Source organism: Cellulomonas sp. plas2, assembly GCF_057221735.1.
The window spans coordinates 2,975,195-2,990,242 of sequence record NZ_CM170155.1 but is presented as its reverse complement, the minus strand read 5'-3'; the positions used below and the strand labels follow the sequence as shown (position 1 = coordinate 2,990,242).

Sequence of the window (15,048 nt, the reverse complement as noted above, 5' to 3'; positions counted from 1 at the left end):
GCGGCCGGGGGTGCGACGACGCACGACGGGACGGCCGGGACGACCCGATGACGGGGAGGGACCTGTGAGGACGCGGACGGGCAGGACGGCGGCGACGGCGCTGGCGGGGCTGGTCCTCGCGGCGGGTCTGACCGCGTGCGCCGGGGCGCCGGGGGCGGCGGCGGTCGTCGACGGACGGGAGATCCCCACCTCCGACCTGCAGGACGTCATCACGGAGATCGGGCCGCTGCTCGGCAGCGCGACGACCGCCCAGGTCCTCGCGGTGCTCGTGCAGGAGCCGGTGGTCACGCAGCTCGCCGCGGAGAACGGCGTCGGGGTGTCGGACGACCAGGCGCGCAGCGCGCTGGAGGCGGCGCTCGCCTCCGCCGGCGTGACGGTCGACGAGCTGAGCCCCGCGTCGCTGTCCGTGGGGCGCTACCTGGCCGCCGCGACCGCGCTGCAGGGCCTGCCGGACGGCGGTGCCGAGGCGCAGGAGGAGCTCCTCGCCCGCGTCGCCGAGCAGGACCTCGAGGTCAACCCGCGCTTCGGCGCCGTCGACGAGCGCGGCACCGTCACCGCGCCCACGGCCCTGCCGTGGCTCGTGGCGCCCGAGGCGGCGGCCCCGGCGGCGGGCTGACCCGCAGGGCCGACCGTCAGGCGCGCCGGACGTCCGCCGTCGCGAGCACGACCGCGTCGAGCCACGCGGAGAAGTCCGCGAACCACCGGTCCGAGCGCGTGCCGCGCGGCGTCGCGCCGAACCCGTGGCCGCCGGTCGCGTACGCGTGCGCCTCGACGCTGCCGCCGGCCGCCCACCACGCCCGGTAGAGGGTGAGGGACGAGTCCACGATGGCGTCGCCGAGGTCGTCGTCGGACGCCCAGGCCAGGAACATCGGCGGCGCGGGCTGCGGCACGACGGCCGGCCCCCACAGCGCCGGGTAGACCGGCGCGACGAAGTCGGGCCGGTGCTCGTCGGGCGCGTCCAGGGTGGTCGCCGCGACGACGAACCCGCCCGCGGAGAACCCGAGCATGCCCACGCGGTCCGGCCGCACGCCGTACCGCTCGGCGTGCGCGCGCACGTGGCCGACCGCCGCCCCGCCGTCCGCGGCCGCGACGGGCCGGTAACGCTCGCCGACGTCGAGCATGTACGCGCGGTCCGACATCGACCGCTCGGCGAGCGCCGCCCACTCGACCTCGTCGGGCGGGGTGGGGACCGTCCGGTAGTGCAGGACGAAGGCCGCGACCCCGCGCTGGACGAGGAGCCGCGCCACCCACTCGCCCTCGTTCTCCACCGACAGGAAGTGCATGGCGCCGCCCGGGCACACGACGACCCCGGCACCCGTGGCCACGTCGGCGTCGGGGAGGTAGGCGGTGAGCGTCGGCACGCTGACGTTGCGCACGTGGCGCGGGGCGCCGGGCCCGTCCCACGAGAGGGGCGCCTCGATGGGCTCGGGGCCCTGCGCCGGCGCCCCGGCGACGGTCAGCGGGACGGGTGCCTCGACGCGCATGGGCGGGACGGTACCGCGCGCCCGCGTCCCCCGCGCCCGACGGAGGTCCCGCGGGTGGGCGTCCCCCGCGGTCTACGCTGACCACTGCACGCCTCGCACCGAGGACCCCCCGCCTGAAGGAGACCCATGGCCAGCATCGAGGCCGTCGGCGCACGCGAGATCCTGGACTCGCGCGGCAACCCCACCGTCGAGGTCGAGGTCGCGCTCGACGACGGCACCATCGCCCGGGCCGGTGTCCCGTCGGGCGCCTCGACCGGCGCCTTCGAGGCCGTCGAGCGCCGTGACGGCGACAAGGGCCGCTACCTGGGCAAGGGCGTCGAGCAGGCCGTCAACGCGGTCATCGACGACATCGCCCCCGAGCTCATCGGCTACGAGGCCACGGAGCAGCGCCTCGTCGACCAGGCCCTCATCGACCTGGACGGCACCCCCAACAAGGGCAAGCTCGGCGCCAACGCGATCCTCGGCGTCTCGCTCGCCGTGGCCAAGGCGGCGGCCGACTCGGTCGACCTGCCGCTGTTCCGCTACGTCGGCGGCCCGAACGCGCACGTCCTGCCGGTCCCGATGATGAACATCCTCAACGGCGGGTCGCACGCGGACTCCAACGTCGACATCCAGGAGTTCATGGTCGCCCCCATCGGCGCCGCGAGCTTCCGCGAGGCGCTGCGCACCGGCGCGGAGGTCTACCACTCCCTCAAGTCCGTGCTCAAGGCCCAGGGCCTGAGCACCGGCCTGGGCGACGAGGGCGGCTTCGCGCCGAACCTCTCGAGCAACCGCGCCGCGCTGGACCTCATCCTCTCCGCCGTGGAGAAGGCCGGCTTCACGCCGGGCGTCGACGTGGCCCTGGCCCTCGACGTCGCCGCGACCGAGTTCTTCAAGGACGGCGCCTACCAGTTCGAGGGCTCCGCCAAGAGCCCCGAGGAGATGCTCGCGTTCTACGAGCAGCTCGTCGCGGACTACCCGCTGGTCTCCATCGAGGACCCGCTGTCCGAGGACGAGTGGGACTCCTGGTCCGAGCTCGTGCGCCGCGTGGGCGACAAGGTGCAGATCGTCGGCGACGACCTGTTCGTCACCAACCCCGAGCGCCTGGCCAAGGGCATCTCGCTCAAGTCGGCGAACTCCCTGCTGGTCAAGCTCAACCAGATCGGCACGCTGTCCGAGACGCTCGACGCCGTCACGCTCGCGCAGCGCAGCGGCTTCACGACGATGACCTCGCACCGCTCCGGCGAGACCGAGGACACCACCATCGCCGACCTGTCGGTGGCGACGAACGCCGGCCAGATCAAGACCGGTGCCCCCGCCCGTGGCGAGCGCATCAACAAGTACAACCAGCTCCTGCGCATCGAGGAGGAGCTGGACGACGCCGGTGTCTACGCCGGTCGCTCCGCCTTCCCGCGGTTCTCGCAGGGCTGAGCACCCGCAGCACACCCAGCAGCACCCAGCAGCACGACGCAGGGCCGACGACCTCCGGGTCGCCGGCCCTGCGGCGTCCCGTCCCGTGGTGACCACGTGCTGGCCCGTGCTGATCCCGTGCCGACCTCGTGCTGCGGCGGGTCGGTGCCGCCGGGGCCGCAGGTGCGGGGCACAATCGAGGCCATGCCCTCGTCCCGCCGTCCCGGCCACCCGCGCGCCCCGCGCGGCGCGGCCGCGCCGGGCGACAAGCACGGCGAGCGGTCCGGTCAGCGGCTCGGCGAGCGGCCCGCACCGCGCCCCGGCGCGCGTCCCGGGGGTGCCGGCCGCCGTCCCCGCGGTCCCGTGCCCGTCGTGCAGGCCACCGTGCCACGGCTGTTCTCCGCGCGGGTGCTCGTGCTGGCGCTCGTCGTCGTCGTCGCGTTCGTGCTCGTCTACCCGACACTGGGCTCCTACCTGCAGCAGCAGGCCGAGCTGCGGGCGCTGGAGCAGCAGGTGGAGCAGGCGCAGGCGACGAACTCCGAGCTCCAGGCCGACCTCGACCGCTGGGACGACCCGGCCTACGTCCGCGCCCAGGCGCGCGACCGCCTCGCCTTCGTCCTGCCGGGGGAGCGGGCCTACCGCGTCGTCGACCCCGGCACGGTCCCCGAGGCCGCCGTGCCGGCCGGTCCGAGCACCGACTCCTCGACCCTCGCGGACGGCACGACGCGGCCCTGGTACCAGTCGGTGTGGACCTCCGTCGAGGAGGCGGGCGCGGCCCCCGTGACCCCGCCCGCGCCGACGCCCGAGGCGCCGCCCGCGACTTCCTGAGGTCACGCGAGCGACGGGCTCGCTCGCGACGGCCCGGGAGCGCGCTCGCGGTCGGGGATGATGGGACGTCCCCGTCCACGACCCCCAGGACCCCGCGTGACGCAGCACGACCTCCCCCTCGCCGCCCCCGACGCGTCGGCCTCCACGGCCGTGCCCACCGCCGTGCCCACCGCCGTGCCCGCCCCCGTGCCCACGGCCGTGCCGGACGCCGTGCCCGCCGCCGTGCCGGACGCACCCGTGCCCGACGGGGCCGTCGACCCCGCGGTCGTCACCGACGCCGACCGGGCCGTGCTCGCCGAGCAGCTCGGCCGGCCGCCGCGCGGGCTCGTCGGGATCGCGGCCCGGTGCGTCTGCGGGCGGCCGACCGTGGTCCGCACCGCGCCGAGGCTCGACGACGGCACCCCCTTCCCGACGACGTACTACCTCACCTGCCCGCCGGCGGTGTCGGCGGTCAGCACGCTCGAGGCCTCGGGGATCATGCGGACCTGGACGCAGCGCCTGGCGGAGGACCCCGCGCTCGCGGAGGGCCACGCCCGCGCGCACGCGGCCTACCTCGCCGACCGGGAGGCGCTCGGGCACGTGCCCGAGATCGCGGGGGTGTCGGCCGGCGGCATGCCCACGCGCGTCAAGTGCCTGCACGTGCTCGTCGGGCACGCGCTCGCAGCCGGCCCCGGGGTCAACCCCCTGGGCGACGAGGCCCTCGCGCTCGTCGCCGACCAGTGGCGGCCCGACCGCTGCACCTGCTGACCCGCGTGCCGACCCGCGTGCGGGTGGCACGATGACGCCCGTGACGCGTGTGGCTGCCATCGACTGCGGGACCAACTCCATCCGGCTGCTCGTCGCCGACGTCGAGGGCGGGACCCTCACCGACGTCGACCGACGCATGGAGGTCGTCCGCCTGGGGCAGGGCGTGGACCGCACGGGTCGCCTCGCGCCGGAGGCGCTCGCGCGGACGCTGGATGCGACGCGGCGCTACGCCGACCGGTGCGTCGAGCTCGGGGTCGAGCCGGGCGCGGCGGCCGTGCGGTTCGTCGCGACCTCCGCCACGCGGGACGCGGAGAACCGCGACGAGTTCGTCGCCGGGGTGCGGGACGCCATCGGCGTGGAGCCCGAGGTCGTGGCCGGGCACGAGGAGGCCGCCCTGTCCTTCCGGGGGGCCGTCGGCGGGCTCGCGGCGCACCCGGGCCCGTACGTCGTCGTCGACCTCGGGGGCGGGTCGACGGAGCTCGTCGTCGGCACGGGCACCCCCGACGCCGCGTGGTCCATGGACGTCGGCTGCGTGCGGCTGACCGAGCGGCACCTGCGCTCGGACCCCCCGGCGGCCGACGAGGTCGCCGCCGCCCGTGCCGACGTGGCCGCGGCGCTCGACGAGGCGGCCGGGCACGTCGACTGGTCGCGGGCGCGCACCCTCGTCGGGCTGGCGGGGACCGTCACGACCGTCACCGCCCACGCGCTCGGCCTGCCGGCCTACCAGCCCGAGCGGATCGACGGGTCCGCCCTCGCGGTGGACGCGGTGCTCGCCGCCTGCGACGACCTGCTGCGCCGGGACCGCGCGTCGCGGGCCGCGCTGCCCTTCATGCACCCGGGCCGGGTGGACGTCATCGGGGCGGGGGCGCTCGTCTGGCACGACGTCGTCGCACGGGTGGACGCGGACGTGCGTGCGGCTGGCGGCGCGCTGAGCGCGGTCGTCACCTCGGAGCACGACATCCTCGACGGCATCGCCCTCAGCGTCGTCGATCGCGCCGCCCGGGCCTGACGCGCGCGGCAGCCGGGGCGCGCCGACGGCCTCGTGGGGCACGGGCGCGTGGGCCGACAGGGGGTGAGGGTCCTCACAGCCGGGGCCCGGGAAGCGGTATCAGCGCTGGCCGGAGCCCTGCACCCGGCGGCCGGGACGGCGGGCCCGCGTGGGGGCGGGTAGCGTTGACCGCATGTCCGAGCCGGTCGCCTCCACGAAGTCCCGCAAGGTCCCCCGCGTCCTCGTCCTCGGGGGCGGCACGGTGGGCCTGTACACCGCCAAGCGGCTGCGCAAGCGGCTCGGCAACCGCGAGGCGGCGATCGTCGTCGTCGACCCGCGCCCGTACATGACGTACTACCCCTTCCTGCCCGAGGTGGCGGCCGGGTCCATCGACCCCCGCTGGGCCGTCGCCCCGCACCGCCGCGCGCTCAAGGGCGTCGACGTGCTGCAGGGCAAGGTCAGCCAGATCAAGCACGCGGATCGCACCGTGCAGATCACGCCGGAGGAGGGTGAGCCCTACTGGGTCACCTACGACCACCTCGTGGTCGGCCTCGGCTCGGTCGCCCGCACGCTGCCCATCCCGGGCCTCGCGGAGCAGGCCATCGGCTTCAAGCAGGTCGAGGAGGCCATCGCCCTGCGCAACCAGGTCCTCAACCGCATCGACGTCGCGTCGAGCACCTGGGACCCCGAGCTGCGCCGCAAGATGCTCACGTTCGTCTTCGTCGGCGGCGGGTTCGCCGGCATCGAGGCGCTGGCAGAGGTCGAGGACATGGCCCGCGCCGCGGTGAAGTACTACAAGGCGATCGAGGAGGAGGAGCTGCGGTTCGTCCTCGTCGAGGGATCGCCGCGCATCCTCCCCGAGGTGAGCGAGGAGCTCGGCGGCTACACGCTCGAGCAGCTGCGCAAGCGCAACATCGAGATCTACCTCTCCACCTTCCTGTCCTCCTGCGTCGACGGCCACGTCGTGCTGTCGAACAAGACGGAGTTCGACGCCGAGACGATCATCTGGACCGCCGGGGTGAAGGCCAACCCGGTGCTGCAGGACTCCGACCTGCCGCTGGACAAGCTCGGGCGCGTCATCTGCAACGCGAAGCTGCAGGTCACGCAGGAGGACGGCACCGTCGTGCCCGACGCCTACGCCGCGGGTGACTGCGCCGCCGTGCCGGACCTGACGCAGCCCGGCAAGACCTGCCCGCCGAACGCCCAGCACGCCGTCCGCGAGGGCAACCACCTCGGCGACAACCTGGCGCGCGTCCTCCGCTCCGCGGAGCCGACGGAGTACAGCCACAAGAACGTCGGCGCCGTCGCGTCGCTCGGCGTCTACAAGGGCGTCGCGCAGATGTTCGGCAAGCTCAAGGTCCGCGGGTTCCTCGCCTGGGTCCTGCACCGCACCTACCACGTGGGCGCCATGCCGACCTTCAACCGCAAGGTCCGGATCATGGCCGGCTGGACGGGCTCGCTCCTGCTCCGCCGCGAGGTCGTCGCCCTCGGCGCGATCCACGACCCGCGCGCCGAGTTCCGCGCCGCGTCGCAGCCGGCCAAGCCGAAGACGCAGGAGGCGCCGCCGCGGGACCCCGAGCTCGCCTCGGCCAAGCCGGCGCCGTCCATCCCCGCGATCAAGGAGGAGTCCGGCTCGCCGGCCGAGTCCGAGAAGCAGAACGCCAGCAAGAGCTGACGCCGACGGCCCGGCGCGTCCCCGACGCGCCGGGCCGTCCGTCATCCCGGGCGGCGCGGTGCCGCGGCCGCCCCTCGGTCCAGCCGGGTGTCGTGGGTGCGAGCCCCGCGGCGCCCGGCTGCTCGCGCCCGCGTGTGCGGGCATGCCCCGTGGCCACCGGCGCGAGCGCCCGCACCGCCCCCGTAGCCCAATCGGCAGAGGCAGCCGGCTTAAACCCGGCCCAGTCCGGGTTCGAGCCCCGGCGGGGGCACCCGTGTCCCGGCCGTCGGACCGCCGCGGACCGCGAGCTCGCGCGCGACTACGCGGTCGGCGCGGGGTCCGCCGGCTCGGCGTCGCCGTCGGCGGGGGAGGTGTCGGCGAAGACCGCCCACACGTGCTTCGTCGTCCCGGTGGCGTACCACCCGACGTCGAGGGCGAGCTTCCGGGCGATCGCCAGCCCGAAGCCGCCCTCGCCCGGCTCGCGCACCCCGGCGAGGACGGGAGCGGTGTCGACGCCGTGGTCGGCGACGTCGAGCAGCCAGCCGTCGCCGTCGGCGAGCAGCCGGACGATCGTCGGCGGCCGGCCGTGCCGCAGGGCGTTCGTCGCCAGCTCCGAGGCCACCAGCACCATGAGGTCGGGGGTCCGGGACAGGCCGTCGACCGCAGCGCGTCGAGAGGTCACGAGCGCCTGCTGCAGCGAGCGCCGCAGCCCGGCGAGCTCCGTGAGGGAGTCGATGACCCACTCGTGCACGAGGGAGAACGAGTCCGGCGGCGTGCTGGCGCGCCATCCCTGGTCGGCCTCCGAGCGCGTGTCGGCTGCGCGCTCCTGCTGCTCGGGCACGGACGGACCTCTTTCGGACGGAGGCCTCGACGGTACGTCGGGCGGGCTGCCGCGGCGAGCGCTGCAGGTGGGCGCGCGGGTGGAGCGCAGGTGCGGGCTCCGGTGGGCGGTCCGGCTGGGGGTGGTCCGGGTCCTCCGGTTCCTCAGCCCGCGTCGTCGGCCTCGACCGCGGCGACCCAGTCGCGCTTCTGCGCGCGCCAGCCCTCGTCGTCGACGCCCTGGCGCCAGTACCCCGACGCCGACAGGTCCTCCCGGCGCACGCCGCGCTCGGCCCGCACGTGCCGGCGCAGCGCGCGGACGGCCTGCGCCTCGCCGTGCACGAACGCCTCGACGCGCCCGGCGGGCCAGGCCAGCTCCCGCACGGCGGCGACGAGGGCGTCACCGGGTGCCCCTGCCGCCTCGACCCAGCGCACCTCGACTCCGGCGGGCGCGGTCAGCGGCAGCCTGTCGGCCGGCCCCGCGACCTCGACGAGGGCCACACCGGTGGCGTCCGCCGGCATCCGCTCGAGGCACACGGCCACCGCGGGCAGTGCCGAGGCGTCGCCGACCAGCACCGTCGCGACGGGCTCGTCGTCGTCGGCGGCGGCGTCCGTCGCCGTGCCGGCGCCGGCGCGCGGACCCGTGCCGACCGGCGACCAGGCGCCGCCGGGCCCGAGCACCAGCGCCTCGAGGTCCTCCTCGCGCGGGCGCCCGTCCGCGAGTCGCGCCGCCCAGGGCCCGGCCAGGCCCTCGTCGCCGTGCACGACGACGTCGAGGGTGACCTCGCCGTCGCGGGCGTCCCGCACGGTGTACGCGCGCAGCCGCACCGCGTCCGGCCCGAGCGCGTCGCGCACGGCGGTCAGGTCGACGCGCCCGTCCTCGTCGAGCGGCCGCGGCCCCGGCGCGCAGAAGGCGAGCTTGACGTAGGAGTCGGCGTGCACCGACGGCTCGAACGCCGCGAGCCCGGGCCCGCCCAGCACGACCCGCACGAGGTGCTCGGTGACCCGGTGCGCCTGCAGCACGGTCCCGGGCAGCGCCGCCTGCCGCCGTCGCACTCCTCCCGGGCCGGGCGCCGAGGCGGGACCGGACGAGGCCGAGCTGCGCGAGGTCGAACCGGGCGTGGCGGAGCCGGTCGTCGAGGAGGTCACGGCGCCCGACCCTAACCCGCCCGCCCATGAGCCCCGGCGCCCAGCCCACCCCTCACCGAGATGCCGCTCCCGGACGCGGCACCGCCCGCCACCGCGTCCGGGAGTGGCATCTCACCGGGGCGGTGACGGGCGGTGACGGGCGGTGACGGGCGGTGACGGGCGGTGGCGCAGGAGGACGAGGGGAGGGCGTCGGGGAGGAGCGGCCGGTCAGGCGTCGCGGCGGCGCACGAGGACGGCGGCGATCGCCAGGAGGACGACGGTCCAGGCGACGAGGATCCCGAACGACTCGGCGATGCTGAGGTCCAGCCAGTACGCGTCGGGGTTGGCGTAGATGCCCTGCGCCGCGTCGGGCAGCGTGATCCGTGCCCCGGAGCTCGCCGGCAGGAACGGCCGCACGTAGCGCAGCGGCTCCCACGGGATGGCGGCCACGACGTTCTCGACGACGAGCAGCAGGCCGAAGATCGTCGCCAGCGCCCCCGCGGAGTGCCGGATGATCGCGCCGATGGCGAAGGCGAACAGGGCGACGGTCGCCAGGTAGAGCACGGACCCCAGCAGCACCCGCCACGACTCCGCGAGGTCCAGGTCCAGCGCCAGGCCCGGCCCGGACAGGATGAGCGTCGACACGGCGTACCCGAGCGCCACGGCGACGAGGCCCGTCACCGCCATGACGAGGAAGACGACGACGGCCTTGGCCCACAGCGCCGGCAGACGGCGCGGCACGGCGGCGAACGTCGAGCGGATCATCCCCGTCGTGTACTCGCCGGTGATCGCCAGCACGCCCAGCGTCACGGCGGCCAGCGAGGCCGGCTGCACGGCGATGGAGTAGACGAAGGAGGCGCTGAGCTCCGCGCCCGTGGCCGGGTCGGCGGGTCCGTCGCCGCCGATCTGGCGCACGATCCCGCTCATCGCGGCGACGAGCCCGACGAACGCGACGACGGTCAGCACGACCGTCCACCACGTCGAGCGCAGGGACCAGAGCTTGATCCACTCCGACCGCAGGACGCGGCCGAAGGTGACGGGACGTGCGGTGACCGTGCGCGGCGGCAGCGCCCCGGTCGTCGCGGTGGCGGTGGCGGTGCTCATCGGGCCTCTCCGTCCGTGCTGGTGGTGCTGCTCGTGGCGGTGCTGCTCGTGGTGGTGCTGCTGGCGGTGGCGGACAGGACGTCCACCAGCTCGGGGGCGCGGTCCGCGCCGGCGCCGCCGTCGGGCGTGCCGTGCGTCGCGTACTCGACGGCGTCGGCCGTCAGGTTCATGTAGGCGTCCTCGAGCGACCCGGTGACGGGCGTCAGCTCGTGCAGGACGAGGCCGCGGGCGGCCGCGAGCTCGCCCACCTGCTCGGCCGTCCGGCCCTCGACCTCGAGCAGGCCCGGCGCGACGGCCCGGACCTGCACGTCGAGCGCGGCCAGCCCCTCGGCGAGGGCGGTCGCCTGCGGGGACCGCACGCGCACGGTCTGCCGGGTGGCGGCGGCGACGACGTCGGCGATGGGCGCGTCGGCGAGGATCCGCCCGCGCCCGATGACGAGCAGGTGGTCGGCGGTCTGCGCCATCTCGCTCATGAGGTGCGAGGACAGGAACACCGTGCGTCCCTCGGCGGCCAGGTACCGGACGAGGTTGCGGACCCACAGCACGCCCTCGGGGTCCAGGCCGTTGACGGGCTCGTCGAGGATGAGGGTGCGCGGGTCGCCGAGCAGGGCCGCGGCGATGCCGAGCCGCTGGCCCATCCCGAGCGAGAACCCGCCGACCCGCTTACCCGCGACGGTCTGCAGGCCCGTCATCTCGATGACCTCGTCGACGCGGGTGGTCGCGATCCCGTGCGTGGCGGCCATGGCGCGCAGGTGCTGACGGGCGCTGCGCCCGGTGTGCACGGCCTTCGCGTCGAGCAGCGCGCCGACCTCGGCCAGCGGGGACCGCAGCGACGCGTAGGGACGGCCGTCGACCGTCACGGTCCCGGCGGTCGGCCGGTCGAGCCCGACGATCATGCGCATCGTCGTCGACTTGCCGGCGCCGTTCGGACCGAGGAAGCCGGTCACGCGTCCCGGCTGGACGGAGAAGGAGATGCCGTCGACGGCCTTCTTGCTGCCGTAGACCTTCGTGAGGCCCTGGGCTTCGATCATGTCGCTCTCCTGGGGGCGTCGGTGCGTGGTCGTCTGCGAACCTAGGGCCTGGCGGGGTGCCGGTGGACCCGTCCGAGGACGGATCCGCGCAGGTCAGGGAAAACCAGGGCTCATCCCCGAGACGGACCCCGACCGGGGTCGGCGGGCGTCCGAGCGCACCCGGACGGGTGCTGAGGGTCGCTCTCAGGGGCGTCCCCGATGGGGAACGCGCGCGGGGTCCCGTACGTTGACACCGGAGCACGACCCCTTCCCGGCCGCATGACCAGGAGCACCGATGAGCAACCCCGTCTTCAGCAACTCGCCGATCTTCCGCGACCCGGCCCAGCAGCGGCCCGGTCGCGACTCCTCCGTCCGCGGCGCCGGCCCGTTCGGCGGCGCCAACCCCTTCGGCGGGGGCGGCACCGCGACGCTGGGCACGCAGGGCGCCCAGGCCGCGGACGCGCGCACGCTCGACGCGATGTACGAGGCGCCCACCGCCACCACCCGTGACACGGGCCGCATGACCTACGACGACGTGCTGGTGAAGACGGGTGCGATGCTCGCCCTCGTCGTCGCCACCGGCGCGGTCTCCTTCGCGCTGGTCGACACGGTGCCGCTGCTGTGGATCGGCGGCGCGATCATCGGTCTGGTCCTCGGCCTCGTCAACGCGTTCAAGCGCGAGCCCAGCCCGGCACTCATCAGCGCGTACGCGGTCGCGCAGGGCGCGTTCCTCGGCGGCATCAGCGCGTTCTACGACGCCCGGTGGGACGGGATCGTCCTGCAGGCCGTGCTCGCGACGGTCTCGGTGTTCGCGGTGTCGCTGTTCCTCTTCCGCTCCGGCAAGGTCCGCGTCACGCCGAAGTTCACGAAGATGCTCATGGTCGGCCTGGTCGGCTACCTCGTCTTCTCGCTGCTCAACGTCGTCCTCATGTTCGTGGGCGTCGGCGGCGGCGAGTTCGGTCCGCTGCGCTCCGGCCCCATCGGGTTCTTCGTCGGCCTCGTCGCCGTCGGCCTCGCGGCCGCGAGCCTCATCGTCGACTTCGACTCCATCCAGCGGGGCGTGCGTCAGGGCGTCCCGGCCAAGTACGCGTGGTCGGCCGCGTTCGGCCTGCTCGTCACGCTGATCTGGCTCTACCTGGAGCTGCTGCGCCTCATCGCCATCCTCCGCGGCGACGACTGACGCACCACTGCGCGACCCACGACGGGCCCGGGAGCCGCTGCTCCCGGGCCCGTCGTCGTCCCTGGCGCCGTCGGTGACGGCGGCCCGACGAGGCCCGCGCGCACGCACGTGTCGGCGGGCGGGGGCAGGATGGACGACGACCGAGCCGGCGGGCACCGCCGGCGCGACGACCGCGCGGCAGCCCGCCGCGCCACCAGCAGCGAGGAGCCCCCATGTCCGCAGCCAGCCTGCCCGAGGCCACCGGCCAGTTCGGCGAGAAGCCGACGCTGACGTTCCCGGCCGCCGACGCGCCGAGCGAGCTCGAGGTCGTGGTGCTCAGCCGCGGCGACGGCGAGCTCGTCGAGGCCGGTGACGACCTCGAGGTGCACTACCTGGGCCAGTCCTGGAACGGGTCGGTCTTCGACAACTCCTACGACCGCGGGTCCTCCATCAGCTTCCCGATCGGCGTCGGCGCCGTCATCGGCGGCTGGGACGAGGGGCTCGTCGGCCAGCAGGTCGGCAGCCGGGTGCTGCTGTCCATCCCGTCGCACCTCGGATACGGGGACCGCGGCGTGCCGCAGGCCGGCATCAAGGGCGGCGACACGCTCGTCTTCGTCGTCGACATCGTCGGCACCTCCCGCTGAGCCCGGCCTGCGGCACCGGCCGCAGACGTGTCCGCACGCCCGACCGCCGCACCCCCGCCCCGGCCTGCCGGGGCGGGGGTGCGGCGCGTCCGGGAGCTGGTCGTCGGACGCCGGTCACCGGGCGTTCACGCAGGTCGTCGGGAACGTCACGCCGGCCGCTCTTCCCCCGGGGGAGGGGGTCCCCCTAGCGTGCTCACGGGTCGCGGCCGCAACCGAACGGGTGTAGCGCGCGGCGCCGCAAGGGTGACGCCGCGCCACCGTCCGGATGACGGGCGCGCGTCCGCACGCCAGGGAGGCCGGACCGCATGACCGCGACGCTCGACGGGACCACGACGGGCGCGACGCCCGCTGCGGCTGCACCGGGCGCGGTGCCCGCGGAGCGCGACGCGGCTTCGGCGGTCCTGGCCGACGCGACCGACCCGACGTGGCGGCTGCCGAGCCCGCCGACCGACGCCGAGCGCACCTGGTACCTGGGCCGGCAGCACCGCTGGCTCCTCGTGCTGCAGAGCGTGTCGTTCCTGCTCATCGCCGTGTCGGCGACGCAGTTCTCCGTCGCGGACCAGCGGCTGCTGCTCTTCCTCGTCCCCCTGTCGCTGTTCGGCGTGACGATGGCGGTCTCCTTCGTCTCCGGCAGCCGGCGCCGCCGCGTGTCGCTGGCGTCGCACGAGGCGCTCGTGCGGTCCTGGTCGCCGGCGGTGGTGCCGTCGGTGGACGTGTTCCTCCCGACGGCGGGGGAGCCGCTCGACGTCCTGGCCAACACCTACCGGCACGTCGCGGCGCTGGTCTGGGACGGCCCGCTGCGGGTCCTCGTGCTCGACGACGCCGCACGGCCGGAGGTCCGCACGCTCGCCGAGGCCCACGGCTTCGAGTACCACGTGCGACCCGACCGCGGCCGGCTGAAGAAGGCCGGCAACCTGCGCTACGGGTACGAGCACAGCGACGGCGACGTCATCGCCGTCCTCGACGCCGACTTCGTGCCGCGGCCGGACTACCTCCACGACCTCGTGCCCTACCTCGACGACCCGCGCGTCGGCATCGTCCAGTCCCCGCAGTTCTTCGACGCCGTCCGCGGCATGGGCTGGCTGCAGCGCTGCGCCGGCGCGACGCAGGAGATGTTCTACCGCTGGATCCAGCCCGCCCGCGACGCGTCCGACGCCGCCATCTGCGTCGGCACGTGCGCGCTGTACCGCCGCTCCGCCCTGCGCGACGCCGGCGGGTTCGCGCAGATCGGCCACTCGGAGGACGTGCACACCGGCATCGGCCTCCTGCGCGCCGGCTACGTCGTGCGGTACGTGCCGGTCGTCGTGTCCAAGGGCCTGTGCCCGGAGGACGTGCGCAGCTTCGTCACCCAGCAGTACCGCTGGTGCACCGGCTCGATGTCCCTGCTCGCCGACCCGGCCTTCCACGACCGCACGCCGCTGTCCCTGCGCCAGCGCCTGTGCTTCTGGGCCGGCTTCCTCTACTACATCTCCACCGGGGTGAACGCGTTCGTCGCGCCGCTGCCGGCGCTCGTCATGCTCTGGGCGTTCCCCGCCTGGATCGAGCCGATGAACTCCGTCTGGCTCCTGGGCGCGGTCGCGCTCTGGCTCGTCGTGAACCCGCTGGTCATGCGCGGGCGCTGGCGCATCGACGTGCTGCGCGTGCAGATCCTGTACTCCTTCGCGCACGCCGTCGCGATCGCGCACGTGCTCAGCGGCCGCACGAAGGAGTGGGTGGCGACCGGCACCGCGGGCGGCGTCGGCCGGCGCACGCCCCTGGCGACGACGATCGTGCGCACCGCCACCCTCACCGTCGCCGTCACGCAGGCGCTGCTCTGGACGGGCCTCGTGCACGGCGTGCTCACCTACGGCCTCGGCCCGCTGTGGGCGATGCTGCTGCTCGCCGCGCTGAGCGCGTACGTCCAGTGGCCGCTCGTCGCTGCGGGCCTCCGCGACGGCGCCGCCCGACGAGCAGCCCCAGCCCTCGCGCCCGCACCCGTCACGGCCCTGACGGCCGCCGGCGCCGAGCCGGTCACGCTCGCCGCGCCGGTCACGCTCGCCGAGCCGGTCACCCCGGCGGTCCCGGCGGCCGCACCCGTCGCGGTCACCCCGTGAG

Annotated in this window: 14 protein-coding genes and 1 tRNA gene; 10 read left to right on the top strand and 5 right to left on the bottom strand. The window is 75.4% G+C overall.

The window, feature by feature from the left end:
• Positions 1–64 precede the first annotated feature (64 nt).
• Positions 65–616 (top strand): hypothetical protein, encoded by a 552-nt coding sequence (locus AC2TDM_RS13360; RefSeq protein ID WP_090031473.1) that lies wholly within the window; start codon positions 65–67, stop codon positions 614–616.
• A 16-nt stretch (positions 617–632) separates the two neighbouring features.
• On the opposite strand, the gene AC2TDM_RS13355 is transcribed toward AC2TDM_RS13360, so the two are convergent.
• Complete coding sequence (locus AC2TDM_RS13355) at positions 633–1,484, bottom strand: alpha/beta hydrolase (RefSeq protein WP_090031471.1); 852 nt, start codon at positions 1,482–1,484, stop codon at positions 633–635.
• A 126-nt stretch (positions 1,485–1,610) separates the two neighbouring features.
• On the opposite strand from AC2TDM_RS13355, the gene eno reads away from it, so the two are divergent.
• The 6 genes from eno (at position 1,611) to AC2TDM_RS13325 (ending at position 7,361) form a co-directional block, all read left to right on the top strand.
• The gene (gene eno, locus AC2TDM_RS13350) at positions 1,611–2,894 is read left to right on the top strand and encodes a phosphopyruvate hydratase (RefSeq protein WP_090031469.1); all 1,284 of its coding nucleotides are present in this window, start codon (positions 1,611–1,613) and stop codon (positions 2,892–2,894) included.
• 183 nt (positions 2,895–3,077) lie between these two features.
• On the top strand, positions 3,078–3,701 hold the full coding sequence (locus AC2TDM_RS13345) for an FtsB family cell division protein (protein WP_239078801.1): 624 nt from the start codon (positions 3,078–3,080) through the stop codon (positions 3,699–3,701).
• A gap of 222 nt (positions 3,702–3,923) precedes the next feature.
• Positions 3,924–4,448 carry a DUF501 domain-containing protein gene (locus tag AC2TDM_RS13340; protein ID WP_484636462.1) on the top strand — a complete coding sequence of 175 codons (525 nt, stop codon included), beginning with the start codon at positions 3,924–3,926 and terminating at the stop codon, positions 4,446–4,448.
• A 40-nt stretch (positions 4,449–4,488) separates the two neighbouring features.
• Positions 4,489–5,457 carry a Ppx/GppA phosphatase family protein gene (locus AC2TDM_RS13335; RefSeq protein ID WP_090031674.1) on the top strand — a complete coding sequence of 323 codons (969 nt, stop codon included), beginning with the start codon at positions 4,489–4,491 and terminating at the stop codon, positions 5,455–5,457.
• A gap of 172 nt (positions 5,458–5,629) precedes the next feature.
• The gene (locus AC2TDM_RS13330) at positions 5,630–7,111 is read left to right on the top strand and encodes an NAD(P)/FAD-dependent oxidoreductase (protein ID WP_484634937.1); all 1,482 of its coding nucleotides are present in this window, start codon (positions 5,630–5,632) and stop codon (positions 7,109–7,111) included.
• Positions 7,112–7,287: 176 nt separating this feature from the next.
• Positions 7,288–7,361: transfer RNA gene (locus tag AC2TDM_RS13325), tRNA-Leu, on the top strand.
• A 48-nt stretch (positions 7,362–7,409) separates the two neighbouring features.
• Here the strand turns inward: AC2TDM_RS13325 and AC2TDM_RS13320 are convergent.
• The 4 genes from AC2TDM_RS13320 to AC2TDM_RS13305 all read right to left on the bottom strand — a co-directional run bounded on the left by AC2TDM_RS13320 (position 7,410) and on the right by AC2TDM_RS13305 (position 11,172).
• The gene (locus AC2TDM_RS13320) at positions 7,410–7,931 is read right to left on the bottom strand and encodes an ATP-binding protein (protein WP_484634936.1); all 522 of its coding nucleotides are present in this window, start codon (positions 7,929–7,931) and stop codon (positions 7,410–7,412) included.
• Positions 7,932–8,074: 143 nt separating this feature from the next.
• Positions 8,075–9,058: a siderophore-interacting protein gene (locus AC2TDM_RS13315; protein WP_484634935.1), complete on the bottom strand. Its 984-nt coding sequence runs from the start codon at positions 9,056–9,058 to the stop codon at positions 8,075–8,077.
• A 207-nt stretch (positions 9,059–9,265) separates the two neighbouring features.
• Positions 9,266–10,141 carry an ABC-2 transporter permease gene (locus tag AC2TDM_RS13310; RefSeq protein ID WP_484634934.1) on the bottom strand — a complete coding sequence of 292 codons (876 nt, stop codon included), beginning with the start codon at positions 10,139–10,141 and terminating at the stop codon, positions 9,266–9,268.
• On the bottom strand, positions 10,138–11,172 hold the full coding sequence (locus tag AC2TDM_RS13305) for an ABC transporter ATP-binding protein (RefSeq protein WP_484634933.1): 1,035 nt from the start codon (positions 11,170–11,172) through the stop codon (positions 10,138–10,140). The genes AC2TDM_RS13310 and AC2TDM_RS13305 overlap by 4 nt, the downstream gene beginning before the upstream one ends.
• Positions 11,173–11,446: 274 nt before the next feature.
• Here AC2TDM_RS13305 and AC2TDM_RS13300 point away from each other — a divergent pair, with 274 nt between their 5' ends.
• The 3 genes from AC2TDM_RS13300 to AC2TDM_RS13290 all read left to right on the top strand — a co-directional run bounded on the left by AC2TDM_RS13300 (position 11,447) and on the right by AC2TDM_RS13290 (position 15,047).
• On the top strand, positions 11,447–12,331 hold the full coding sequence (locus AC2TDM_RS13300; protein WP_484634932.1) for a Bax inhibitor-1/YccA family protein: 885 nt from the start codon (positions 11,447–11,449) through the stop codon (positions 12,329–12,331).
• Between the two features lie 212 nt (positions 12,332–12,543).
• Complete coding sequence (locus AC2TDM_RS13295; protein WP_090031458.1) at positions 12,544–12,954, top strand: FKBP-type peptidyl-prolyl cis-trans isomerase; 411 nt, start codon at positions 12,544–12,546, stop codon at positions 12,952–12,954.
• Positions 12,955–13,259: 305 nt separating this feature from the next.
• Entirely contained in the window at positions 13,260–15,047 is a 1,788-nt protein-coding gene (locus AC2TDM_RS13290) for a glycosyltransferase family 2 protein (protein WP_484634931.1), read from the top strand.
• The last annotated feature ends 1 nt before the right edge of the window (position 15,048 follow it).

What these genes read in the sequence shown, in the direction of transcription:
- AC2TDM_RS13355 (WP_090031471.1), bottom strand. Translation starts at nt 1,484, where the DNA reads ATGCGCGTCGAGGCACCCGTCCCGCTGACCGTCGCCGGGGCGCCGGCG.
- eno (WP_090031469.1), top strand. Translation starts at nt 1,611, where the DNA reads ATGGCCAGCATCGAGGCCGTCGGCGCACGCGAGATCCTGGACTCGCGC.
- AC2TDM_RS13345 (WP_239078801.1), top strand. Translation starts at nt 3,078, where the DNA reads ATGCCCTCGTCCCGCCGTCCCGGCCACCCGCGCGCCCCGCGCGGCGCG.
- AC2TDM_RS13330 (WP_484634937.1), top strand. Translation starts at nt 5,630, where the DNA reads ATGTCCGAGCCGGTCGCCTCCACGAAGTCCCGCAAGGTCCCCCGCGTC.
- AC2TDM_RS13310 (WP_484634934.1), bottom strand. Translation starts at nt 10,141, where the DNA reads ATGAGCACCGCCACCGCCACCGCGACGACCGGGGCGCTGCCGCCGCGC.
- AC2TDM_RS13305 (WP_484634933.1), bottom strand. Translation starts at nt 11,172, where the DNA reads ATGATCGAAGCCCAGGGCCTCACGAAGGTCTACGGCAGCAAGAAGGCC.
- AC2TDM_RS13300 (WP_484634932.1), top strand. Translation starts at nt 11,447, where the DNA reads ATGAGCAACCCCGTCTTCAGCAACTCGCCGATCTTCCGCGACCCGGCC.
- AC2TDM_RS13295 (WP_090031458.1), top strand. Translation starts at nt 12,544, where the DNA reads ATGTCCGCAGCCAGCCTGCCCGAGGCCACCGGCCAGTTCGGCGAGAAG.
- AC2TDM_RS13290 (WP_484634931.1), top strand. Translation starts at nt 13,260, where the DNA reads ATGACCGCGACGCTCGACGGGACCACGACGGGCGCGACGCCCGCTGCG.